Below are 22,885 nucleotides of genomic sequence, written 5' to 3'. Positions count from 1 at the left end.
GTCGCCACTGGCGGAGGGGAGGACCGCGGTGGGTCTCAGGCCACGCGGATGCCCACGATGCAGGTGTCGTCGTCCGTGTCCGACTTGCTGTGGGTGAGCAGCCGGTCCAACTGCTGGTCCAACGTGGGCGGCACCGTGCGCGCCGCCGTCAGCAACTGCGCCAGGGACTCCTCCACGGACCGGTCACGGCGTTCGATCAGACCGTCCGTGTACATCAGCAGCGTGTCCTCGACGGCGAGTTGGACCTCGTGCTCCTCGTACGTCGTCTCGGGTACGGCGCCCAGCAGCAGCCCCTTGACCAGCGGCAGCGGCGCCGCTTCGGAGCCGCGCACCAGGACCGGCGGCAGATGTCCGGCCCGCGCCCAGCGCAGGGTGTGGCGTTCGGGGTCGTAGAGGCCGCAGACCGCCGTCGCGGTGACGGCGCCGGTCAGATGGTGGGCCACCATGTTGAGCCAGGACAGCAACTGGCCCGGCCCGGCGCCCGTGACGGCGAGCCCGCGCAGCGCGTTGCGCAGGACGACCATGCTGGTGGCCGCCTCGATGCCGTGCCCGGCGACGTCACCCACGCACAGCAGCACCAGCCGGGACGGCAGCACGACCGCGTCGTACCAGTCGCCGCCGACCAGATGCTGGGTCTCCGCGGGCCGGTACCGCACCGCCACCTGAAGCCCGGGCACCTCCAGCGGGGCCTGCGCCGGGGGCATGATGGCGTGCTGCAACTGCAGGGCGAGCCGGTTGCGTTCGCTGGACTGCTGCTCCGTGTGGGCGAGCTGGTCACGGGTGGCGGCCAGCGCCACCTCGGTCCAGTGGTGGGCGGAGATGTCCTGGTAGGCGCCGCGTACCACGTACAACTGGCCGTCGGAGTCGAGGACCGGCTCGGCGACCACGCGGATGTGGCGGGTGACTCCGTCGGGCCGCTGGAGCCGGAAGGCGGTGGACGCGGGGCGGCGGTGGTGCATGAGGGCCCGCAGGAACCGTCCGATGGCGACGGCGTCGTCGGAGTGCGCGTGCGCGGGCAGGTCCTCCAGCGGCACGGGAGCACTGGAGGCGGGCTTGCCGTAGAGGTGGAAGAGCTGGCCGTTCCAGGTGATCTCGCCCGTGAGGACGTTCTCCTCGAAGCCCCCGATGCGGCCGAGGCGCTGGGCGTGCTGGAGCAGGCTCGCCAGACGCGCCGTCTCGTCCTCGATGCGCCAGATCAGCAGGACGCTGCCGCCGTGCCGGCTGATGTTGACGTCGGCGACCGCCGCGAGGGCGACCTCGTCCACCAGGGCGGTGAGCCGCATCCGATGGGCCCGGTAGGGCTCCCCGGTGGCGTAGACGCGTTCCATCCGTTCGAAGAGCTCACTGTGGCCGGCGGCCATCGGATACGTCTCCAGCAGCAGGGAGCCGTTGACGACCCCGCGCGGCCGGCCGGCGGGGTCGAGGAAGCGGCTGTTGACGTGGAGGATCCGGAAGTCGACGAGGTTGCCGTCGGGGTCCAGGTGCGGGTGGAGCACCAGAGCCGGGTCGTGGAGTCCGTCGGCCAGGTCCATCAGCTCGGTGACATCGGGCAGGAGGCGGGGGCCCGAGGGCCCGTCGGGACCGTGGAGCGCGGAGGTCTCCAGGGTGTGCGCGCACAGCTCGGCCAGCGCCTCGATCTGCCGGACGATCGGCGCGGGAGGCGGGTCGAGCGGTACGGGCCAGGCGATCTCCAGCACCCCGTGGATCCGCCCGCCGACCCCGGCCGGTACGGCGACCCGCCCGCCGTCGGCGTGGTGGTGCTGGCCGATGGAGGGCAGACCGGTCTCGGACAGGCTGCGGATCCATTGCCCCGCACGTTCGGTGAGGCCGCGGCGTGCCACGGTCGTCACCCCGGGGGGCACGTGCCGCCAGCGCCCGGCCTCGGCGGACGGGAACCCGGCGCTGCCCGCCAGGGTGAGCGAGCCGTCGGCGCCCAGGGCCCAGATCGCCACCGCCTCCGCGCCCAGGGGGTTCAGGGCGTGCTCCAGCAGGGAGTCCGCGACGGCCTGGGTGTCGTGGGCGGACAGCGCACCGCTCTCGGCGGCCCGCAGCCGTACGGCGGAGGAGGGGCGGCCGGCCGGGTCGGCGGCGTCGGTGCGGGCCGCGGTGGCCGCGAGGAAGGCGCTGGTCACCTCCGAGAGCCGGTCGCGCGAGGCCTGGTTGATGACGTCCACCGCGAACTCCAGCGGGGTCACCCCCGCCTGCTCGGTGAGCTCGGCGAGTTGCCGCGCGGCCTGCGCCGGCCCGCACCCGAGCCGCTCGACCAGGATGCCCTTGGCCAGTTCGATCAGGGCCCGCCCGTCGGCCTCGGCCTGCGCCGCCCGCACCTCGCGGCGCAGCCGCTCCACGGTCGCCGCGAGCCGGCCCACGGGGGTGCCGGCGGCGGCGCCGGACGGCTCGCCTCCGGGCGAGCCCTGCGGATCGGGAGGCTGACGGAGATCACTCACGGTGGGCCTGTTCCTCGGCTGGGACGTCCGTGGACGTCACCCGGTCGGCTGGGGGACGACGGTCGCGGCGCCCGGTCACCTGGGCAGCCAGCGTCGGACGCGGGCGATGAGGTCGTTGGTGTCGACGGGCTTGGTGACGTAGTCGTTGGCGCCCGAGGCGAGGCTCTTCTCCTGGTCGCCCGGCATCGCCTTCGCCGTGACGGCGATGATCGGCAACTCCGCGTACCGGGGCATCGCGCGGATCTCGGAGGTGGCGGCGTAGCCGTCCATCTCCGGCATCATCACGTCCATCAGGACGAGCGAGACGTCCGGGTGGGCGAGCAGCATCTCGATGCCCTTGCGGCCGTTGTCCGCGTGCAGGACCTGGAAGCCGTGCAGCTCCAGCACGCCGCTGAGCGCGAAGAGGTTACGGGCGTCGTCGTCGACCACGAGGACCGTACGGCCGAGGAAGGCGTCGTCCACCTGCGCGGGCTGCGGCTCCTCGGCGCGCACCAGCGACAGGACGTCGCCCGGCTGTTCGGCGGACAGGTGCAGGGTGATGCGTTCGCGCAGCTCGTCCAGGCTGGACAGGAAGTCGAGGGGCCGGTCCCCGGCGCGGGAGCGCAGGGCCCGCTCCTGGTCGACGTCCACCCGGTGCCCGGTGTGGACGAGGACGGGCACGCTGGACAGGGCGGAGTCGCCGCGCATGGCCTCGAGGAAGTCCGCGCCCTCGTCGTCGGGCATGCCGAGTTCGAGGACGACACCGTGGCAGGGTTCGGCCGCCAGGGTGCTCGCCGCCTCCTGGGCACCGACGGCGGTGATGATGTCGATCGCCCCGCGCGGATCGTCGGGGTCGTGTGCGATGTCCGCGACGGCCCGCTCGGCGACGAGGGTGAGCAGACCGCGCGGGCGCTCCTCGATGACCAGCAGGCGGCGCCTGCGCTGCTCGGGCACCGCCGCGGGGCCCGTGAGCACCCGGGGCGCCGGTTCCGCGTCGGAGGTGACGAACGGGTCGGCCTGCTCCGCCGGCCGGCCGCCGTTGTCCAGCAGCTCCTCGAAGTCGGCGCGCGCCACGGGCAGGTACAGCGTGAACGTGCTGCCCTGACCGGGGGTGGAGTCGACCGTGACGGCGCCGCCGAGCAGATGGGCGATCTCCCGGGTGATGGACAGGCCCAGGCCGGTGCCGCCGTACTTGCGGCTGGTCGTCCCGTCGGCCTGCTGGAACGCCCCGAAGATCGTCTCCAGTTGGTGCGGGGGGATGCCGATGCCGGTGTCCTTGACGCGGAACGCCACGACGGGGCCACCCCGGTGCACGCCGGGTGGCACCTCCCGGTCGGCGGCGGGTTCGATCCGCAGCTCCACCCCGCCCTGCTCGGTGAACTTCACCGCGTTCGACAGCAGGTTGCGCAGGACCTGACGCAGCCGGGAGTCGTCGGTGAGCAGGTCGACGGGCGTGCCGGGCGCGGTGGCCACCGTGAAGTCCAGGCTCTTCTGGGTCGTCATCGGGCGGAACGTCGCCTCGACGTACTCCAGGAGCTTGCGCAAGGGCACGCGCTCGGGAGCGACGTCCATCTTGCCGGCCTCCACCTTGGACAGGTCGAGGATGTCGTTGATGAGCTGGAGCAGGTCCGAGCCCGCCGAGTGGATGATGCCCGCGTACTCGACCTGCTTGGGGGTGAGGTTGCGCGAGGGGTTCTGGGCCAGCAACTGGGCCAGGATCAGCAGGCTGTTGAGCGGGGTGCGCAGTTCGTGGCTCATGTTGGCCAGGAACTCCGACTTGTACTTGGAGGCCAGCGCCAGCTGCTGTGCCCGGGTCTCCAGTTCCTGCCGCGCCTGCTCGATCTGGAGGTTCTTGGCCTCGATGTCGCGGTTCTGGGAGGCGAGCAGGGAGGCCTTCTCCTCCAGCTCGGCGTTGGACCGCTGGAGTTCGTCCTGCTGGACCTGCAACTCCTCCGACCGGGCCTGGAGTTCGGCCGTCAGGCGCTGGGACTCACCCAGCAGCTCGTCGGTGCGGACGTTGGCGACGATGGTGTTGAGGTTGACGCCGATGGTCGGCATGAGCTGGGCCAGGAAGTCCTGGTGGATCTGGGTGAAGCTGCCGAGCGAGGCGAGCTCGATGACGCCGAGCACCTGTTCCTCGGCCACGATGGGCAGCACCACCAGGGCGCTGGGGACCGCCTGTCCGAGGCCGGAGGAGATGGTGACGTAGCCCGCCGGCAGCTCCTCCACGGTGACGGGACGGCGGCTGCGCGCCGCCTGGCCGACGAGCGACCGCCCGACCGGGATGCGCTCGGGCCGGTCGGTGTCGTCGGGGCGGCCGTACGAGCCCACCAGCCGCAGCTCGGGTCCGCGCTCGGTGTCCTCCGCGAGGTAGAAGGCGCCGTACTGGGCCGAGACCAGCGGGGTGAGCTCGTCCATGATCAGCTCGGCGACCACGGGCAGGTCGCGGTGGCCCTGCATCAGGCCGGCGATCCGGGCGAGGTTGGTCTTGAGCCAGTCCTGCTCCTGGTTGGCCCGGGTGCTCTCGCGCAGGGACCCCACCATGGAGTTGATGTTGTCCTTGAGTTCGGCGACCTCGCCCGAGGCCTCCACGGTGATCGACCGGGTGAGGTCGCCCTCGGCGACGGCGCTCGCGACCTCGGCGATCGCCCGGACCTGCCGGGTGAGGTTCCCGGCCAGTTCGTTGACGTTCTCGGTGAGCCGTTTCCAGGTGCCCTCGACGCCCTCCACCTCGGCCTGTCCGCCGAGCCGGCCCTCGCTGCCGACCTCCCGGGCGACCCGGGTGACCTCCGCGGCGAACGACGAGAGCTGGTCGACCATCGTGTTGATGGTGGTCTTCAGCTCCAGGATCTCGCCGCGGGCGTCGACGTCGATCTTCTTGGACAGGTCGCCGTTGGCCACCGCCGTCGTCACCAGGGCGATGTTGCGCACCTGCCCGGTGAGGTTGTTGGCCATGGAGTTGACGTTGTCCGTCAGGTCCTTCCAGGTGCCGGCCACGTTCGGCACGTGCGCCTGTCCGCCGAGGCGTCCTTCGGTGCCGACCTCGCGGGCGACGCGGGTCACCTCGTCGGCGAACGCGGACAGCGTGTCGACCATGGTGTTGATGACGCCCGCCAGGGCGGCGACCTCGCCCTTGGCCTCGACCGTGATCTTCTGCGAGAGGTCGCCCTTGGCCACCGCGGTGGCGACCTGGGCGATCGAGCGGACCTGCCCGGTCAGGTTGGACGCCATCACGTTGACGTTGTCCGTCAGGTCCTTCCAGGTCCCCGACACGCCCCGGACGATCGCCTGCCCGCCGAGGTTGCCCTCGGTGCCGACCTCGCGGGCGACGCGGGTGACCTCGTCGGCGAAGCCGGAGAGCTGGTCCACCATCGTGTTGATGGTGTTCTTCAGCTCCAGGATCTCGCCCCGCGCGTCGACGGTGATCTTCTGCGACAGGTCGCCCTGCGCGACCGCCGTGGCCACCTGGGCGACGTTGCGGACCTGCGCGGTGAGGTTTCCCGCCATGAAGTTCACGGAGTCCGTGAGGTCGCGCCAGGTGCCCTTCACCCCCTTGACGTCCGCCTGTCCGCCGAGGCGCCCCTCGGTGCCGACCTCGCGGGCGACGCGGGTGACCTCGTCAGCGAACGCGGACAGCTGGTCCACCATCGTGTTGATGGTGTTCTTCAGCTCCAGGATCTCGCCCCGCGCGTCGACGGTGATCTTCTGCGACAGGTCGCCCTGCGCGACCGCCGTCGTCACCTGGGCGACGTTGCGGACCTGGGAGGTGAGGTTTCCCGCCATGAAGTTGACCGAATCGGTCAGGTCGCGCCACACACCGCCGACCCCGGGCACCTGGGCCTGGCCGCCGAGGCGGCCCTCGCTGCCGACCTCGCGCGCGACGCGGGTCACCTCGTCGGCGAACGCGGACAGCTGGTCCACCATGGTGTTGACGGTCTCCTTCAGCTGAAGGATCTCGCCGCGGGCGGGCACGTCGATCTTCTGCGAGAGGTCGCCCTTGGCCACCGCCGTCGCCACCTGGGCGATGTCACGGACCTGGGTGGTCAGATTGCCGGCCATGGCGTTGACGGAGTCGGTGAGGTCCGCCCAGGTGCCGGAGACGCCCGGCACCTCGGCCTGTCCGCCGAGCGTGCCCTCGGTGCCCACCTCGCGGGCCACCCGCGTCACTTCCGAGGTGAACACGGACAACTGGTCGACCATGCCGTTGAAGACCGTGGCGATGTCACCCAGCAGACCCGGTCCGTCGGACGGCAGCCGCGTGCCGAAGTCGCCGTCCCGGACGGCGGTCAGCCCGGCCAGGAGCTGTCGTAGCTCCTGCTCGCCCGGGGCCTGCTCCTGGGCGTCCCTCGACTTGCCGGTCATGCGCACCCTCGTTCCGCTCCCCTGGAGTCCCCACCCCGAGGACTCGGAACCGCGCCGGGCCCCGGAAGGGCCCCTCACCAGCGGCGATTCCGCGGTGGCGCGACTGCCCGCTGAGAGGTCCGTCGAAGGTTAGCTCAGTTGTCGTGCGGCAACCAATTGCCGGGCGCGGGCAGTGCGGGCCGCCGAGAAAGGCGTCACGAAAGCGGTGTGGCGGGGCCGTTCCGGGGTACCGGGACAGTTTTCCATCGCGGCGCCCCCGTGTCCCGGGTTCGCGCGATCGCCCGCACCACAGGTGTGGCGCGGGGATTACGGGGTAGTCGCGCGCCCATGAACGGGGTATCGCAGATCATCGGCAGGGAAGCCGTCCCGCTCGAGGAGTGTTCCCGGATGCCGGATTCCGCACCTGCCGAGGTGACCATGGCCCTGGACGGGGCCGACGGCTGTATCGCTGTCGCCCGGAGTCAGGCGGTGGACTTCCTGACCCGGGCCCAGTCCGAGCACGGGCTGCCGGTGTCGGCCCGCACCCTGGACCTGGCACAGTTGGTGGTCAGCGAGTTGGTCACCAACGCGCTGAAGTACGCGCCCGGACCGGTCCTGCTCCACCTGCGGATCGTCGGCGGCACGGTGGAGATAGAGGTGTGGGACAGCGATCCGACGCTTCCGCTGGCCCGGGCGGCCGATGCCGGGCGGGTCGGGCAGCACGGGCTGGAGATCGTGATGGCGGTGGCCCAGGGCTTCGAGGCGCAGCGGGAGCCGGTCGGCAAGCGCGTCACGGCCCGGCTCGCCCTGTTCGACGATCCGCTGCTGGGCTGAGCGGCTGAATGCTTTAATATTCAAGCATGACGCGCAGGATCTTCATCGACAAGCAGAGCCCCAAGGCCTACCACGCACTGGTCCAGACGTCCGAGGCCGTACGGGCGACCGCCGCCGACGCGGGTCTGGAACGGACCGTCGTGGAACTCGTCAATCTGCGGGTCTCGCAGCTCAACGGCTGCGCGTTCTGCCTGGACCTGCACACCAGGGCCGCCGTGCGGGCCGGCGAGGACACCCGCCGGCTCGGCGTCCTGGCCGCCTGGCGGGACACCGAGTTGTTCTCCCCGCTGGAGCGCGCGGCCCTGGCGCTCGCCGAGGCGACCACCCACCCCACCGACGCCGACGCCCAGGAGGCCGCGTACGCCGAGGCCCGGAAGGCCCTCACCGAGGATCAGATCTCCGCGGTGATCTGGGTCGCCGTCACCATCAACGCCTTCAACCGGGTGTCCGTCCTCAGCAAGCACCCCGTGCGCTGACCCCGTCCGGTCAGCGCAGCGCCGCCAGGGCCGGTTCCACCGCGCGGTGGAACGTCGGGTACGTGTAGATCATGTGCCGCAGCCGCTCCACCGGGACCTCCGCGTGGACGGCGACGTTCAGGCCGTACAGCAGTTCGCCGCCGGCCGGACCGGCCGAGGTCGCGCCGACCAGGACGCCCCGGTCGGCGTCCTCGACGAGCTTGAGGAATCCGTCGCCGCCCGGCCCGTGGATCCACCCGCGGGTGGAGGCGGAGAGCGGGGTCACCGACGTACGGACGCGCAGGCCCTGGGCGCGGGCCCCGCGCTCGGTGAGACCCACGGCCGCGATCTCCGGGTCGGTGAAGGTGACCCGGGGCAGGGCGCGGTAGTCGGCCTCCGGGCCCGGCTCCCCGAGGATGTCACGGACGGCGATCTGCGCCTGGTACATGGAGACATGGGTGAAGGCGCCGCGTCCGGTGAGGTCGCCGACGGCCCACAGACCGTCCGCCGCCCGCATCCGTCCGTCCGTCGGGACCGCCGGGGCCCCGGGGTCCAGCCCGACCGTGTCCACGCCGAGGCCGACGAGATCGGCGTACCGCCCCGCCGCCACCAGCAGGCGCTCGGCGTGCAGCACCTCGCCCTCGACGCTCACCCCGAATCCGGCTGCGCCGTAGCCGATCTGACGGGCCCTCACGCCGGTCAGGACGGTCACCCCGTCCGCCCTCAGCGCCTCGGCCGCCAGCTCCCCCGCCTCCGGCTCCTCCTGCGTCAGCAGCCGTTCCCGCCCCTCCAGCACCGTGACCCGGCAGCCGAACCGGGCGAAGACCTGGGCGACTTCGACGCCCACCGCGCCCCCGCCCAGCACGATCATCGACGCCGGCGGTTCCTTGGCCGCCATCGCGTCCCGGTTGGTCCAGTACGGGGTCCCCGCCAGCCCCGGCACGGAGGGGATCCGGGGACGGCCGCCCGTGGCGAGCACGACACCCCGGCGCGCCGCGAACGTGCGCTCGCCGACGGTCACCCGGCGGTCCCCGGCGAGACGTCCGGTGCCCCGGACCAGTCGGCCGCCCTTGGACTCCAGCCGCTCCACGGCCACGTGGTCGTTCCAGTCGTCCGTCGCCTCGCGGCGGATACGGTCGGCGACCCTCGACCAGTCCGGTGTCACGCTCGCCGCACCCGCCAACGCGGGCGTCCGGCACACCTCGGCGACCAGGTTCGCCGCCCGGATCATCATCTTGCTGGGCACACAGCCCCAGTAGGGGCACTCCCCGCCCACGAGCTCCGCCTCGACCCCGACCACGTCCAGCCCCGCCTCGGCCAGGGTGCCCGCGACATGCTCGCCGCCCGGCCCCAGCCCCACGACGACCACGTCCACCTGCTCGTCCATGCCCCTGCCCTTCCTGTGCGCACACCCTCACGCGTACGGCCGCACGTCCGACCGCCCGGCCCGCCGCACCCCGACGCTAGAGCCGCCGGAGGCCCCCCTCGTGTCCCTGCGTGCACGGGCGCCGACCCCACAGCGCACGCAGCGCCCCCCGACACCGGTGATTGCCCCCGCGGCGGCCCGGTAAGAATCGCCCGGTCAGCCGACCGACCCCCTGGAGGCCGCCGATGCCCGAGTCCCTACCGCCGCCCGGACCGGAGTCCGTCAACGCCGAGGCCTGGCAGGCCTACGCCGTCCACCACCTGCGGCGCGGCACCGTCCTGACGGAGGCGCAGCGGATCGACTGGGGCTTCCCGGGCGCCGGGCCCGACGAGGCGTTCCTCGGCGAGCTGACCGGGCGGCGCGTGCTGGATCTCGGCTGTGGCACGGCCCGGCACGCCGCCCGTCTGGTGCGGGCGTACGGCGCGCAGGTGGACGCCGTCGACGCGGCGCCGGGCCAGATCGAGCGGGCCCGCGCCCGCTACGGCTCCCTGCCCGGCCTGCGTCTGGTGCACGCGGACGCCGTCACCCATCTGCGCGCGGCGGAGCCGTACGACGTGATCTACGCCGTCAACGCCGTCCCGTACGTCGATCCCCGTCGGCTGCTGCCGGCGCTGGCGACCGCGCTGAAGCCCGGCGGAACGCTGTGCTTCAGCGTGCTGCACACCGACTCGCGGGGGGACGGCCCGACCGACGAGCTCGTCGACCGTCCCGAGACCCTGCGGTTCGCCGGCGGCGGAGAGGCCACGGTCCGGATGTGGGTGCTCGGCACCGAGCGGTGGGAGGAGCTCCTCACCGGTCACGGTCTGCGCGTCGAGCGGGTGGAGAGGGTCGACGCGCCCGACCCGGCCGTCAACCGCGCCTCCTACCGGGTCTTCCGCGCCCGGCGCCCGCCGCGTATCTCCGCCCGTCCGCGCACCGCGCACCCGCCGGTCGCGCACGCGGCCCTCGGCGTGGGCGCCATCGTGCACGGCCCCCGGGGGCTGCTCCTCGGCCGCCACCGCCGGGGCACCTGGGAGCTGCCCGGGGGCACGGTGGAGCCCGGGGAGTCCCTGGAGGAGACGGTCGTACGGGAGCTGCGCGAGGAGACCGGGCTGCGCGCGGACCCGTCGCACGTACGGCTGCTCGGCACCAGCCTGGACCGGGTTGAGGGGGTGGTGCGGATGACGGTCGGCGCCGTCGTCGACCGGTGGACGGGCGAGCCCGCCGACCAGCCGGGCGAGAGCGTGGGCGACTGGCGCTGGTATCCGCTGGACCGACTGCCGCCCTCGCTGTTCGAGTGCAGCGCCCAGTCGCTGACGGCCTGGCGCCCGGACCTGCCGATCGACCACGCCCCGGCCCATTTCACGCCCTACGCGGCGGCCCCCGTCACCGCTCCCCCGCCCGCGGGCTGACCAGCCCCGTCTCGTACGCCACCACCACCGCCTGCGCCCGGTCGCGCAGGCGGAGCTTGGTCAGGACACGGGAGACATGCGTCTTCACGGTCGCCTCGGACAGACGCAGCCGCTCGGCGAGTTCGGCGTTGCTCAGGCCCCGGGCGAGCAGCCGCAGGACGTCGAGCTCACGGGGGGGTCAGACCGGCCAGGTCGCGGTGGAGGGCGGCGGTCTCGGCGCCGGTGCGGGCGAAGCGTTCGACGAGGCGGCGGGTGATGGCGGGCGCGAGCAGCGTGTCGCCCCCTGAGGGCCGCCGATCCGGACCTGACGGTCACCGGCTGGGCCGTCGAGCTGGAGCCCGGCACCGACGCGGACGCCTCCGCCAAAGGCCTCGCCACCGCGCTGAAGCCGCTCGGGCTCGGCGCGACGAGCGCCGCGTACGTCAACGGCAGCGACATGGCCGAGGCGATGGACTCGATGACCGCCCTGCTCACGCTGATGCTGGTCGCCGTCGCCGGCCTCGGGGTGCTCGGCGGGGTCGTCCTGGACACCCAAGAACCGATCCGTGAGCTGGGCGTCCACAAGGCGCTCGGTATGACGCCCCGGCAGACCCACGCCCCGGTCCTGACGCCGGTGGTGCCGGCCGGGCTCGTGGGCGCGGCCGGCGGGGTGCCGCTCGGGATGTCGGTGCACGGTGTCGTCACCCGGTCCATGGGCCGCAGCGCCGGGCCGCGGCTGCCGGAGTCGGTCCTCTCGGGCTACGGCACTCCGCTGCTCGCCCTCCTCGCCGTGGCCGGAACGGCCGTGGCGGTCCTGGGCGCGCTGCTGCCGGCCGGCCGGGCCGTCCGGGTCCGTACGGCGACCGCGCTGCGCACCGAGTAGCACGAACGCGTCGGCGGCACGCCCGAAAAGCCTGGGAAGGCACTCGGATTCGTGGTTCTGTCACCCGTTCTCGTGGTGTCGCCCCCCTGACTTCCGGCGGACGGTCCCGTGGCCCGTGAGAAGGTTGCGGCCCCATCCACTCAGGGGGATTTCATGACAAGACGTCATCAATGGTCCGGGGCACGCCGCCGATCGGCGGCGACGCTGCTCACCGCCCTCGGCTCACTGGCCGGCGTGACCCTCGCGGGGGCCGCGCCGGCCGGTGCCGCGAACTGGACCCCGGTGGCGCCGGGTGTGACCTACCGTCAGTACGACGTGTCGGCGGCCGCCGGGGTCACCCGCGTCCATGTCCTCGACGTGGACCTCACGAACAGCCAGGTGCGGCTCGGGCTGCTGTACCCCGGGAAGGTCGCCTCCCGCGCGTCCCTCTCCTCGATGGCCGACGCCCAGAGGGCCGTGGGCGGTGTCAACGGCGACTTCTTCAACGTCTCCGAGACCCAGCACCCCGGTGTCCCCGTGACCGGAGCGAGCGTGGGGCCGGCGATCGCGAACGGCCATGAGCTGAAGGCGGCGGTGCCCGGGGCCCAGCGGTTCGGGCCGGCACTGCCGCCGGGCACCGACACCCGGGCGGTGCTCGGGGTCGGCGCCGACGGCAGGGCCCGGCTGGACACGCTGACACTCGACGGCACGGTCACCGCCGCGCCGGGGCGGCTGAGACTGGCCGGGCTCAACCAGTACGCGCTGCCGGAGAACTCCGTCGGCGCGTTCACCGCGGACTGGGGCAGCGTCTCGCGCAAGCGTGCCACCTGCGGCACCGACACCAGCCGGGGCGCGCCGTGCAGCACCCGCACCTACGAGGTGACGGTCGGGGAGGACCGGGTCGTCGCGGTCTCCACGACACCCGGCAGCGGCGCCGTCGCGGCCGGCACCACGGTCCTCGTCGGCCGGGAGGCGGGCGCGGAGCAGTTGAGGCTGCTGAGGGTGGGCGACCGGGTGACGGTGCGCCACGGACTCACGTCCGCGTCGGGCACGGCGTACCGCTTCGCCATCGGCGGGCATCCGCTGCTGCGGGGCGGTCAGCCGCTGGCGGGGCTGGACACGCGCACCTCGTCCGTGCGGACGGCGGTGGGCGTGGCCGACGGGGGTGGTCGGGTGGTGCTGTTCGCGCTGGACGGCGGGGCCGCCTACCGCGGGGGGATGACGATCGCGGAGGTCGCCGCCGCCCTGAAGGGCCTCGGGGCGACCGAGGGCTTCGCTCTGGACGGCGGCGGCTCCTCGACCCTGGTGTCCCGTCCGACGGGCTCGACCAGGGTCGCCGTCCGCAACCATCCGTCCGACGGGGGCGAGCGGTCGGTGGCCAACGGTGTGGGGGTGTTCACGCCGTAGGGCCGGTCCCCCACCGGGACCGGAGCGGCCTCACGGTCGAAGGCTGCCGACGAGCTCGGCCGTCGCCGTGAGGCCGCTGTGGATGGTGGGGGCCATGCTGGTGCCGGCCAGGAAGAAGCCGAGCAGCAGACAGGTCAGTGCGTGCGAGATCTTCAGTCCGCTGTTGCGCATGAAGACCACCGCAAGGATCAACAGCAACAGGACCACGGAAATGGAAATGGCCATCGCCAACCTCCTCCATCACGTCCGCTTTCACGGCGTTCGGCCGCAAGTGTGGCGTAACGGAGGGTTCGTCCGGGCGGCTGGCCTGTCGTCCGAACGGGTGGTGTCCCGCCCTAGCGGTGTGCGTCGAGGAACGCTTCCAGGCCGGCCAGGTCGTCGGTGTTGAGGTGGTCGACGCCGGCCGCGAGGAGTTCCGTCCACAGGGCGTCGCGCTCGGGTCCTGCCAGATCGGGGGTGGCCCAGAAGCGGACCTGCTGCCCGCGCGCGTGGGCCGTGTCCACGATCCGGCGCAGCTTGGTCCGCTCCGCCGCGGGGAAGGCGCCGACCCCGAGCCAGGTGAAGTTGAGGGTCCAGTTGTCGCTGATGAGCGAGGCGAAGGAGGCCTCGCTGGTGCCGAGGTCGGTGAGGCGGCCGTCGTAGAAGGCGCGGCGGACGGTCTGCGCCTCCATGGGGACGCGGGCGGCCCGGTCGCCGGAGATGACGGCCGTGACGGGGCCGCGCCGGATCCTGCCGTGGGCGTACGTGGTGAACAGGTGCCGGTGGCGCTTCAGGAGCTCGTCCAGGGCGAGGTAGGTGGACGACCCCTCGGTCTTGATGTCGATGAGCAGTTGGAGGGGCCGGCGGTGCCCCCGGTACACGGAACCGTGGTTGGCCTTGACGCGGGTGGCGAGCGGGGCGAGGTAGAGGCCTTCGAGGGTGCGGGTGGGATCGAGTTCGTCCGCCGAGTGGGCGATGAGGACTTCGCCGTCGACGAGGAAGATGTCGGCCTCGACGCTGCCGAAGCGGTGGTCGAGCGCGTCGAAGAGGGGGCGGGGGTGCTCGTAGTCGTTGTGGGCGTGGGCGCGCCACAGTGGGCGGGGCCCGTGCCGCTGTCCGTCGGCGAACGCGCTGCCGGCGGGCGGCGCGAGGACGGCGGCGGTGGTCGCGGCGAGACCGGTGAGCACTCTGCGGCGGGTGACGTGGGCCATGGTGTTCCTCCCTGTGGGGCGGGTCCGAACCACAGGGAGTATGGGGCCGTGCGCCCCCAAGGAACCTGTACCTGCCGGGAGTTGGCCGGACCGCCTCGGTCCGTTCACTCCTTCCGCCCCGCCACACCGAAAAGCCCGCCCCAGGTGGGGCGGGCTTCACCGGATGAACGGCGACGGGGTCAGGGGGCCTGCAGATCGACGAGTTCGGCCACGGCCGACCGGTGGGCGCCGGCCGTGCCGTAGGCGATGGAGTCGGACTTGGCCCGCTTGAGGTACAGGTGGACGGGGTGTTCCCAGGTCATGCCGATCCCGGCGTGCAGTTGCAGCGCCTCCTCGGCGGTGTGCACCGCGACACCGGCCGCGTAGGCCTGGGCCACGGCCACCGCGAGGTCGGCGTCCTCGCCGGTCGTGAGGGCGTCGGCGGCGCCCCGGGCGGCGGCGCGGAGGTTGACGACCTCCAGCCAGAGCTGGGCGAGCCGGTGCTTGAGCGCCTGGAAGCCGCCGACGGGCCGGTTGAACTGCTTGCGCTCCTTGAGGTAGCGCACGGTCTCGGTCAGCAGCCAGTCGGCGAGTCCGAGTTGCTCGGAGGCGAGCAGGCCGGCACCGGCGCGCTGGGCCCGGCGTACGGCGGGTCCGGCGTCGCCGATGCGGCGGCCGGGGGCACCGGTGAGGGTGACGGTGGCGAGGGGGCGGGTGAGGTCGAAGGCGATCTGCGGGGTGACGGTCACCGCGTCGGTGTCCGCGACGGAGACGGCGTGGAGGCCGCCGTCCTCGGCGGGCACGAGGAGGACATCGGCGGCGACGGCGTCCGCGATGCCGGTCAGCTCCCCGTGCAGGGCACCCCCTTCGACGCGTACGGCGGTGAAGGCGGCGCCGGGAGCGTGGTGCAGCCCGACCGCCAGCGCGCCGATCGTCCGGCCGGACGCCAGTCGGCCGAGCAGTTCCTCGTCACCGCAGGCCAGCACCGCCTCCGTGGCGACGACGGCACTGGTCAGATAGGGCACGGGAGCGACCGCGCGGCCCAACTCCTCCAGCACTACGGCGACTTCGCGGTGAGTGGCGCCCTGGCCGCCCAGTTTCTCGGGGATCAGCAGGCCCGCGAGGCCCATGCCGTCGGTGAGCGCCTTCCAGGCCGCCAGGTCGTGCGGGGTGTCCGACTCCGTGCGGGCGATGACACCGGGGGCGTCGCAGTGGTCGGCCAGCAGGTCGCGTACCGCCGACCGCAGCGCCTCTTCCTCCTCGGAGTAGAGAAGATCCGTCATCGGGCCAGGTCCTTCCAGTCGACGTCCTTGTCGGTGCGCGGCTCGGCGGGCAGGCCCAGGACGCGCTCGGCGACGATGTTCAGCAGGACCTCGCTGGTCCCGCCCTCGATGCTGTTGCCCTTGGAACGCAGATAGCGGTATCCGGCGTCCCGGCCGGTGAAGTCCACCAGCTCCGGGCGGCGCATGGTCCAGTCGTCGTACAACAGGCCTTCCTCGCCGCGGAGTTCGACCTCGAGGCCGCTGATCTCCTGGTTGAGGCGGGCGAAGGCGAGCTTCATGCCGGCGCCCTCGGGGCCGGGCTGCCCGGCGACGAGCTGCTGGCGCAGCCGCTCGGCGGTGAGCCGGGCGACCTCGGACTCCACCCACAGCGTGAGCAGCCGCTGGTGCAGGTCGTGGGTGCGCAGGGCGGGGCGTTCGCGCCAGGTCTTCGCGACCGGGCCGATCATGCCGCCCTCGCGGGGCAGCCGCATACCGCCGATGGCGACGCGTTCGTTGTTGAGCGTGGTCTGCGCGACGCGCCAGCCGTCGCCGATCCCGCCGAGGCGGCGGGAGTCGGGGATGCGGACGTCGGTGAGGAAGACCTCGTTGAACTCGGCCTCACCCGTGATCTGCCGCAGCGGACGGACGTCGACACCGGGGTCGGTCATGTCGCAGACGAAGTAGGTGATGCCGGCGTGCTTGGGCACGTCGGGGTCGGTGCGGGCGATGAGGATGGCCCAGCGGGAGTTGTGCGCGCCGGACGTCCACACCTTCTGTCCGTTGACGACCCAGTCGTCGCCTTCCCGGACCGCCCGGGTGCCGAGGGCCGCGAGGTCGGAGCCGGCGCCGGGCTCGCTGAAGAGCTGGCACCAGACCTCCTCGCCGATCCACAGGGGCCGCAGATAACGCCGCTTCTGCTCCTCGGTGCCGTACTTGAGGATCGTGGGGGCGGCCATGCCGAGCCCGATGCCGTTGCGGCGCGCGTCGTTGTCGGGAGCGCCGGCGGCCTCCAGCTCGGCGTCCACGACGACCTGGAGGGAGCGCGGGGCGCCGAGACCGCCGAGGCCCTCCGGGTAGTGCACCCAGGCCAGTCCCGCGTCGAAGCGGGCCTTGAGGAAGTCGAGGCGGTCGGTGGAGGCGGGCGGGTGCGCGGCCAGCAACTCGGCTGTGCGGCGCTTGAGTTCGGCTGCGTCGGTCATGCGGCGGCTCCGTTCTCCAGGGTCGGGACGACGACCACGCGGCCCGTGGTGCGCCCGTCACCGACCCGCTGCACCGCGTCGGCGGCACCGTCGAGCGGCACCCGCTCGCTGACCAGCGGCTTGATGGCGCCCTTCGCGGCCAGCTCGGTGAGCTGCTCGTGGCAGTGCAGGATCAGTCGGGGGTTCTTGGTGGCGTACAGACCCCAGTGCAGGCCCAGGATCGAGTAGTTCTTCACCAGGGCGTGGTTGAGCCCCGGGTGCGGGATGACCCCGCCGGCGAAGCCGACGACCACGATGCGGCCCTCGAAGGCGACGACCTTGGTGGACTGGGTGTAGGCGTCCCCGCCGACCGGGTCGTAGACGACGTCGGCGCCCCGGCCGCCGGTCGCCTCCTTGACGGCGGCGACCACGTCCTCGCTCGTGCGGTCGATGACGACGTCGCAGCCCAGCTCCCGCGCCACGGCGGCCTTGGCGGCACCGCCGACGACGCCGACGACCCGTGCGCCGGCCGCCCGGCCGAGCTGTACGGCCGCACTGCCGACCCCTCCCGCGGCAGCGTGGACGAGCAGCGTCTCCCCGGCCTCCAGGCGGGCCCGGCGGTGCAGGCCGAACCAGCCCGTCTGGTAGCCGATGTGCAGGGCGGCGGCCTCGGCGTCGTCGAGCGAGTCCGGGGCGGGCAGCAGGGCGGCGGCGTCCGCGACGGCGTACTCGGCGAAGCCTCCGTGCGGCAGGGCGGGGTTGGCGATGACCCGCCGGCCGTCCTCGGTCTCCCCGCAGATCTCCACGCCCGGCGTGAACGGCAGCGGCGGCCGCACCTGGTACTGGCCCTTCGCCATCAGCACGTCCGGGAAGTTGATGTTCGCGGCACGCACCTTCAGCAGGACCTGGCCGTCGCCGGGCGTGGGCCGCGCCACCTCCTCCAGGCGCATCACCTCACTCGGCTCGCCGTTCTCGTGCACTTGCCATGCCTGCATGCGGTGCCTCCACGGGACTGCGTCGTCTGACCGGGCTCCCGCGCATACTAAGCGGTCGCTTGCCCACCTGGAAACAGTCCCCGGCAAACGTCACCTTCGCGAGGGCCTGGCCCGTACGTGCATCCGCTCCCCCTGCGGACCGAACAGGCTGAGGAACTCCACCGGCCCCTCCCCCGTCGACCCGAACCAGTGCGGCACGCGCGTGTCGAACTCCACGGCCTCCCCCGCCGTCAGCACCACGTCGTGCTCCCCGAGCACCATCCGCAGCCGCCCGGCCAGCACGTACAGCCATTCGTAGCCCTCGTGGGTGCGCAGGTCCGGCTCCTCGACGCCCTGCGGCACCAGCACCTTGAACGCCTGGAGTCCGCCGGGCTGCCGGGTCAGCGGCCAGAAGGTGCGCCCGTGCCGGACCAAAGGTTTCGCCCGCACCCGGGGATCACTCACGGGCGGTGCGCCGACCAGCTCGTCCAGGGGCACCTGATGGGCCTGCGCGATCGGCAGCAGCAGCTCCAGGCTGGGCTTGCGCAGCCCCGACTCCAGCCGGGACAGGGTGCTGACCGAGATCCCGGTCGCCTCGGACAGCGCCGCCAGGGTCACCTCCCGCTCCTTCCGGATCCGGCGCAGCCGGGGACCCACTTCCGCCAGAACGTCTTCGGCACTCATACCGCTCATTGCAGGTTCGGCAAATGTCTTTGTCAATCCTGTGCTGTCCGGGTCACCGTCTCGGTGGAGGTGGTCACCATGACCGATACGTACGAAGTGATCGTCGTCGGCGGCGGTGCCGCGGGGCTGTCGGCCGCGCTGGTGCTGGGCCGGGCCCGGCGCCGCACGCTGGTGGTCGACGCGGGCGAGCCGCGCAACGCGCCCGCCGCCCATGTGCAGGGCTATCTGACCCGGGACGGCATGCCGCCCGCGGAGTTCCTCGCCAAGGGGCGGGAGGAGATCGCCCGCTACGGCGTGGAGCTGGTCCGGGACCGGGCCGTGGCCGCGCGCCAGGAGGAGGTCTTCGCCGTGGAGCTGGCGTCCGGCCGGACCGTGCGGGCCCGGCAGCTCGTCCTCGCGACCGGGCTGAAGGACGAGCTTCCCGCGGTGGACGGGCTCGCGGAGCGCTTCGGCCGGGATGTGCTGCACTGCCCGTACTGCCACGGCTGGGAGGTCCGCGACCGGGCGTTCGGGGTGCTCGCCACGAGCCCGATGAGCGCGCACCAGGCGCTGATGGTCACCCAGTGGTCCAAGGACGTGACGTTCTTCCTGCACCGGGTCGCCGAGGAGGAGCTGACCGACGACGACCTGCGCCGCCTGGCCGTCGCCGGGGTCCGGGTGGTGCCGGGCGAGGTGGCGGGGCTGCGGATCGAGGACGACCGGCTGACCGGCGTACGGCTCCGGGACGGGAGCGCGCACGAGCGGGACACCCTGTTCGTGGCCCCGCGCCCGGTCCCGCGGAACGACCTGCTGCTCCAGCTCGGCGCCGAGCTGAGGGAAACGCCCTTCGGCGCCTGTCCGGTGATCGACGAGCGGGGTCTGACGAGCGTGCCGGGCGTGTGGGCCGCGGGCAACGCGAGCGGCTTCGCCGAGCAGGTGGTGAACGCGGCGAGCCGTGGCTACCGGGCCGGGGCGGCGATCAACGGCGAGCTGCTCCTCGCGGACCTGGACGCGACCGGGGTGTAGTCCCGGCACCGGCGTTGCACCATGGCTGCATGCTGCTGACCCGGCTCGCCGATGTGTCCCGGGAGGTCGCGGCCACCTCGGCGCGCTCCCGCAAGATCGCTCTGCTCGCGGAGCTGTTCCGGGAGACGGAGGCGGAGGACGTCCCGGTCGTCATCCCCTACCTCGCCGGGCGGCTGCCGCAGGGCCGGCTCGGCGTGGGCTGGAAGGTGCTGAGCCGGCCGGTCGAGCCCGCCGGGACCCCGGCGCTGACCGTGCGTGAGGTCGACGCGCTGCTCGGCGAGCTGGGCGAGGTCTCCGGCCCCGGCTCCCAGGCCGAACGGCTGCGGCTGGTCGGCGCGTTGATGGGCGCGGCCACCGCGGACGAACAGCGGTTCCTGCTCGGGCTGATCACCGGCGAGGTCCGCCAGGGCGCCCTGGACGCGGTGGCGGTCGAGGGGCTGGCGCAGGCGACCGGGGCGCCCCCGGCGGACGTACGCCGGGCGGTGATGCTCGCGGGGTCCCTGCAGACGGTCGCCGAGTCCCTGCTCAGGGACGGTCCGCCGGCGCTGGAGGCGTTCCGGCTGACCGTCGGCCGCCCGGTCCTGCCGATGCTGGCGCACTCCGCGTCCTCCGTCGCCGAGGCGGTGGAGAAGCTGGGCGGCTGCGCGGTGGAGGAGAAGCTGGACGGCATCCGCGTCCAGGTGCACCGGGACGGCGACGCCATCCGCCTCTACACCCGCACGCTCGACGACATCACCGACCGGCTGCCCGAGGTGACGTCGGCGGCACGGGAGTTGGCGGGCGAGCGGTTCATCCTGGACGGTGAGGTCATCGCCTTCGACGCGGACGGCCGGCCCCGTTCCTTCCAGGAGACGGCCGGGCGGGTCGGCTCCCGGGTGGACGTGGCGTCGGCCGCCGAGGCGGTCCCGGTCTCCCCGGTGTTCTTCGACGCGTTGTCGGTGGGCGGCCGGGACCTGCTCGACCTGCCGTTCGCCGAACGTCATACGGAACTGGAGCGGCTGGTCCCGGAGCCGATGCGGGTGCGGCGGACGCTGGTCGACGGCCCGCAGGACCTTCCGACCGCCGAGGAGTTCCTCGCCGAGACCCTCGGGCGCGGTCACGAGGGGGTCGTCGTGAAGTCCCTCGACGCCCCGTACAGCGCGGGCCGGCGCGGCGCGTCCTGGCTGAAGGTCAAGCCCGTGCACACGCTCGACCTGGTGGTGCTGGCCGCCGAGTGGGGCCACGGCCGCCGTACCGGCAAGCTCTCCAACCTCCACCTCGGCGCCGTGACGGCCGACGGCGGCTTCGCCATGCTCGGCAAGACCTTCAAGGGGATGACCGACGCCATGCTCGGCTGGCAGACCGAACGCCTGCGGGAGCTCGCGATGAAGGACGACGGCTGGGTGGTGACCGTACGCCCCGAACTCGTCGTCGAGATCGCCTACGACGGTCTCCAGCGCTCCACCCGCTACCCCGCCGGAGTCACCCTGCGCTTCGCCCGCGTCGTCCGCTACCGCGAGGACAAGCGCCCGCAGGAGGCCGACACGGTGGAGACCCTGCTCGCCGCCCACCCGGAGGTGCGTCCGTGACCCCGAAGCGCAGCGCGGGCCTGCTGCTGTTCCGGCACACGGGCGACGGCGCCGAGGTGCTGCTGGGCCATATGGGCGGCCCCTACTTCGCGAAGAAGGACGCCGGGGCCTGGACCGTCCCCAAGGGCGAGTACGAGCCCGACGAGCCCGCCTGGGACGCGGCCCGCCGTGAGTTCCGGGAGGAGCTGGGGCTTGAGCCGCCCGACGGCGAGGCGATCGACCTCGGGGAGGTCAGGCAGAGCAACGGCAAGATCGTCACGGTCTGGGCGATCGAGGCGGACCTGGACCCGGCGACGGTCGCGCCCGGGACGTTCACGATGGAGTGGCCGCCGAGATCCGGGCGCGTCCAGGAGTTCCCCGAGCTGGACCGGGTGGCGTGGTACGGGGTGGCGCGGGCGCGTGAGGTGATCGTCACGGCGCAGGCCGTGTTTCTCGACCGTCTGGCGGAGCACGCGCGCTGACGTGCACGCGTTGCGCGCCGTGGTGCGGCGCGGGAAGGTCGAAGCAGGCAGCTCTCCAGGAGGTCGGTCATGCCCATCGCGACGGTGAACCCGGCGGACGGCGAGACGCTCAAGACGTACGAGGCCATGGGCGAGGAGGAACTGGAGCGCCGGCTCCAGCTCGCGGAGGCCACGTTCCGCACGTACCGGCTGAGCAGCTTCACCGATCGCTCACGACTGCTGCTCCAGGCGGCGAACCTGCTGGAGGAGGACCAGCGGGACATCGCCCGGGTGATGACCACCGAGATGGGCAAGCCGATCAAGCAGGCCCGCGCGGAGGCCGCGAAGTGCGCCAAGGCGATGCGCTGGTACGCCGAGCGCGCGGAGGGACTGCTCGCGGACGAGCGGCCGGCCGACGCCGACGTCGAGGACTCGGGAGGCGTCCGGGCCCTGGTCCGCTACCGTCCGCTGGGGCCGGTGCTGGCCGTGATGCCGTGGAACTTCCCCCTGTGGCAGGTGATCCGGTTCGCCGCGCCCGCGCTGATGGCGGGCAACGTGGGCCTGCTCAAGCACGCTTCCAACGTGCCCCAGACCGCCCTCTACCTGGAGGACCTGTTCCATCGCGCGGGCTTCACCGAGGGCTGCTTCCAGACCCTGCTGATCGGATCGGGCGCGGTCGACGAGATCCTGCGCGACGAGCGGGTCAAGGCCGCGACCCTGACGGGCAGCGAGCCGGCCGGCCGGGCCGTCGCGTCCACCTCCGGGGCGATGGTCAAGAAGACGGTGCTGGAGCTGGGCGGCAGCGACCCGTTCGTGGTGATGCCCTCCGCCGACCTCGACCGGGCCGCGCGGGTCGCGGTGACGGCCCGGGTGCAGAACAACGGTCAGTCGTGCATCGCGGCGAAGCGGTTCATCGTCCACTCGGACGTGTTCGACGCGTTCGCGGAGCGGTTCACCGAAGGGATGAAGGCGCTGAAGGTCGGCGATCCGCTGGAGGAGGACACCGAGGTGGGTCCGCTGGCGAGCGAACAGGGCCGGGCCGACCTCGAAGAACTGGTGGACGACGCCCGGCGCGGCGGCGCGGCGGTGCTGTGCGGTGGCGAACGTCCCGACCGGCCCGGCTGGTACTACCCGCCGACGGTCCTGTCGGGGATCACCCGTGAGATGCGCATCCACCGCGAGGAGGCGTTCGGCCCGGTCGCGACGCTGTACCGGGCGGCCGACCTGAACGAGGCGGTGCTCATCGCCAACGACTCGCCCTTCGGACTGAGTTCGAACGTGTGGACGCAGGACGAGGCCGAGGTGGACCGTTTCGCCCGGGACCTGGAGGCCGGCGGGGTGTTCGTGAACGGGATGACCGCGTCCCATCCGGCGTTCCCGTTCGGCGGGGTGAAGAGGTCCGGGTACGGGCGTGAGCTGTCCGGGCACGGAATCCGGGAGTTCTGCAACATCACCACGGTTTGGCACGGCGCGTGAGCGCGGCG

At 72.9% G+C, this 22,885-nt stretch carries 18 protein-coding genes and 1 pseudogene; 9 read left to right on the top strand and 10 right to left on the bottom strand.

All coding sequences use genetic code 11. The features are described 5' to 3' along the window. Positions 1-35: 35 nt before the first annotated feature. Together OG852_RS40845 and OG852_RS40840 are read right to left on the bottom strand one after the other, a co-directional pair. On the bottom strand, positions 36-2,447 hold the full coding sequence (locus OG852_RS40845) for a SpoIIE family protein phosphatase (protein ID WP_330350499.1): 2,412 nt from the start codon (positions 2,445-2,447) through the stop codon (positions 36-38). Between the two features lie 75 nt (positions 2,448-2,522). Continuing rightward, entirely contained in the window at positions 2,523-6,788 is a 4,266-nt protein-coding gene (locus OG852_RS40840) for a HAMP domain-containing protein (protein WP_133915193.1), read from the bottom strand. Between the two features lie 387 nt (positions 6,789-7,175). Between OG852_RS40840 and OG852_RS40835 the strand changes: the two genes are divergently transcribed. Next, positions 7,176-7,601, top strand: coding sequence for an ATP-binding protein (locus OG852_RS40835; protein WP_166663639.1), 426 nt, complete (start codon positions 7,176-7,178; stop codon positions 7,599-7,601). A 26-nt stretch (positions 7,602-7,627) separates the two neighbouring features. Then, positions 7,628-8,077, top strand: a complete 450-nt coding sequence (locus OG852_RS40830) for a carboxymuconolactone decarboxylase family protein (protein WP_330350498.1) — start codon at positions 7,628-7,630, stop codon at positions 8,075-8,077. Positions 8,078-8,087: 10 nt separating this feature from the next. Here OG852_RS40830 and OG852_RS40825 read toward each other — a convergent pair whose 3' ends face one another. Further along, positions 8,088-9,443: a dihydrolipoyl dehydrogenase family protein gene (locus tag OG852_RS40825; RefSeq protein ID WP_330350497.1), complete on the bottom strand. Its 1,356-nt coding sequence runs from the start codon at positions 9,441-9,443 to the stop codon at positions 8,088-8,090. Positions 9,444-9,667: 224 nt separating this feature from the next. Here OG852_RS40825 and OG852_RS40820 point away from each other — a divergent pair, with 224 nt between their 5' ends. After that, entirely contained in the window at positions 9,668-10,873 is a 1,206-nt protein-coding gene (locus OG852_RS40820; protein ID WP_330350496.1) for a bifunctional class I SAM-dependent methyltransferase/NUDIX hydrolase, read from the top strand. Here the strand turns inward: OG852_RS40820 and OG852_RS40815 are convergent. Next, positions 10,848-11,154, bottom strand: a pseudogene (locus OG852_RS40815) (response regulator transcription factor); the annotation flags it as partial. The gene OG852_RS40820 and the pseudogene OG852_RS40815 overlap by 26 nt on opposite strands. A gap of 155 nt (positions 11,155-11,309) precedes the next feature. Between OG852_RS40815 and OG852_RS40810 the strand changes: the two are divergent. Continuing rightward, the gene (locus OG852_RS40810) at positions 11,310-11,735 is read left to right on the top strand and encodes an ABC transporter permease (RefSeq protein WP_330351583.1); all 426 of its coding nucleotides are present in this window, start codon (positions 11,310-11,312) and stop codon (positions 11,733-11,735) included. A 153-nt stretch (positions 11,736-11,888) separates the two neighbouring features. After that, positions 11,889-13,121 (top strand): phosphodiester glycosidase family protein, encoded by a 1,233-nt coding sequence (locus OG852_RS40805; RefSeq protein ID WP_330350495.1) that lies wholly within the window; start codon positions 11,889-11,891, stop codon positions 13,119-13,121. A gap of 30 nt (positions 13,122-13,151) precedes the next feature. Here the strand turns inward: OG852_RS40805 and OG852_RS40800 are convergent, their stop codons facing one another. The 6 genes from OG852_RS40800 to OG852_RS40775 all read right to left on the bottom strand — a co-directional run bounded on the left by OG852_RS40800 (position 13,152) and on the right by OG852_RS40775 (position 18,388). Further along, positions 13,152-13,346, bottom strand: coding sequence for a hypothetical protein (locus OG852_RS40800; protein WP_133915200.1), 195 nt, complete (start codon positions 13,344-13,346; stop codon positions 13,152-13,154). A 110-nt stretch (positions 13,347-13,456) separates the two neighbouring features. Further along, positions 13,457-14,311, bottom strand: a complete 855-nt coding sequence (locus OG852_RS40795) for a phosphatidylinositol-specific phospholipase C/glycerophosphodiester phosphodiesterase family protein (RefSeq protein WP_330350494.1) — start codon at positions 14,309-14,311, stop codon at positions 13,457-13,459. A 179-nt stretch (positions 14,312-14,490) separates the two neighbouring features. Beyond that, the gene (locus OG852_RS40790; protein WP_330350493.1) at positions 14,491-15,573 is read right to left on the bottom strand and encodes an acyl-CoA dehydrogenase family protein; all 1,083 of its coding nucleotides are present in this window, start codon (positions 15,571-15,573) and stop codon (positions 14,491-14,493) included. Beyond that, on the bottom strand, positions 15,570-16,751 hold the full coding sequence (locus OG852_RS40785) for an acyl-CoA dehydrogenase family protein (RefSeq protein WP_330350492.1): 1,182 nt from the start codon (positions 16,749-16,751) through the stop codon (positions 15,570-15,572). Before OG852_RS40785 ends, OG852_RS40790 begins: the two co-directional genes overlap by 4 nt. Next, positions 16,748-17,725: an NADPH:quinone oxidoreductase family protein gene (locus OG852_RS40780; RefSeq protein ID WP_330350491.1), complete on the bottom strand. Its 978-nt coding sequence runs from the start codon at positions 17,723-17,725 to the stop codon at positions 16,748-16,750. The genes OG852_RS40785 and OG852_RS40780 overlap by 4 nt, the downstream gene beginning before the upstream one ends. A gap of 90 nt (positions 17,726-17,815) precedes the next feature. After that, positions 17,816-18,388, bottom strand: coding sequence for a helix-turn-helix domain-containing protein (locus OG852_RS40775; protein WP_330350490.1), 573 nt, complete (start codon positions 18,386-18,388; stop codon positions 17,816-17,818). A 78-nt stretch (positions 18,389-18,466) separates the two neighbouring features. Here OG852_RS40775 and OG852_RS40770 point away from each other — a divergent pair, with 78 nt between their 5' ends. The 4 genes from OG852_RS40770 (at position 18,467) to OG852_RS40755 (ending at position 22,877) form a co-directional block, all read left to right on the top strand. Continuing rightward, the gene (locus tag OG852_RS40770; protein WP_133915206.1) at positions 18,467-19,393 is read left to right on the top strand and encodes an NAD(P)/FAD-dependent oxidoreductase; all 927 of its coding nucleotides are present in this window, start codon (positions 18,467-18,469) and stop codon (positions 19,391-19,393) included. 29 nt (positions 19,394-19,422) lie between these two features. Next, positions 19,423-20,961, top strand: a complete 1,539-nt coding sequence (locus tag OG852_RS40765) for an ATP-dependent DNA ligase (protein ID WP_330350489.1) — start codon at positions 19,423-19,425, stop codon at positions 20,959-20,961. Next, positions 20,958-21,422 (top strand): NUDIX domain-containing protein, encoded by a 465-nt coding sequence (locus OG852_RS40760; RefSeq protein WP_330350488.1) that lies wholly within the window; start codon positions 20,958-20,960, stop codon positions 21,420-21,422. The genes OG852_RS40765 and OG852_RS40760 overlap by 4 nt, the downstream gene beginning before the upstream one ends. Positions 21,423-21,491: 69 nt before the next feature. Continuing rightward, positions 21,492-22,877 (top strand): NADP-dependent succinic semialdehyde dehydrogenase, encoded by a 1,386-nt coding sequence (locus OG852_RS40755; RefSeq protein WP_133915209.1) that lies wholly within the window; start codon positions 21,492-21,494, stop codon positions 22,875-22,877. Positions 22,878-22,885: the final 8 nt, after the last annotated feature.

It is taken from the genome of Streptomyces sp. NBC_00582, assembly GCF_036345155.1.
In the GTDB taxonomy this organism is placed as follows: domain Bacteria; phylum Actinomycetota; class Actinomycetes; order Streptomycetales; family Streptomycetaceae; genus Streptomyces.
The sequence above is the reverse complement of the archived record's forward strand: the minus strand, read 5'-3'. Positions and strand labels throughout refer to the sequence as shown.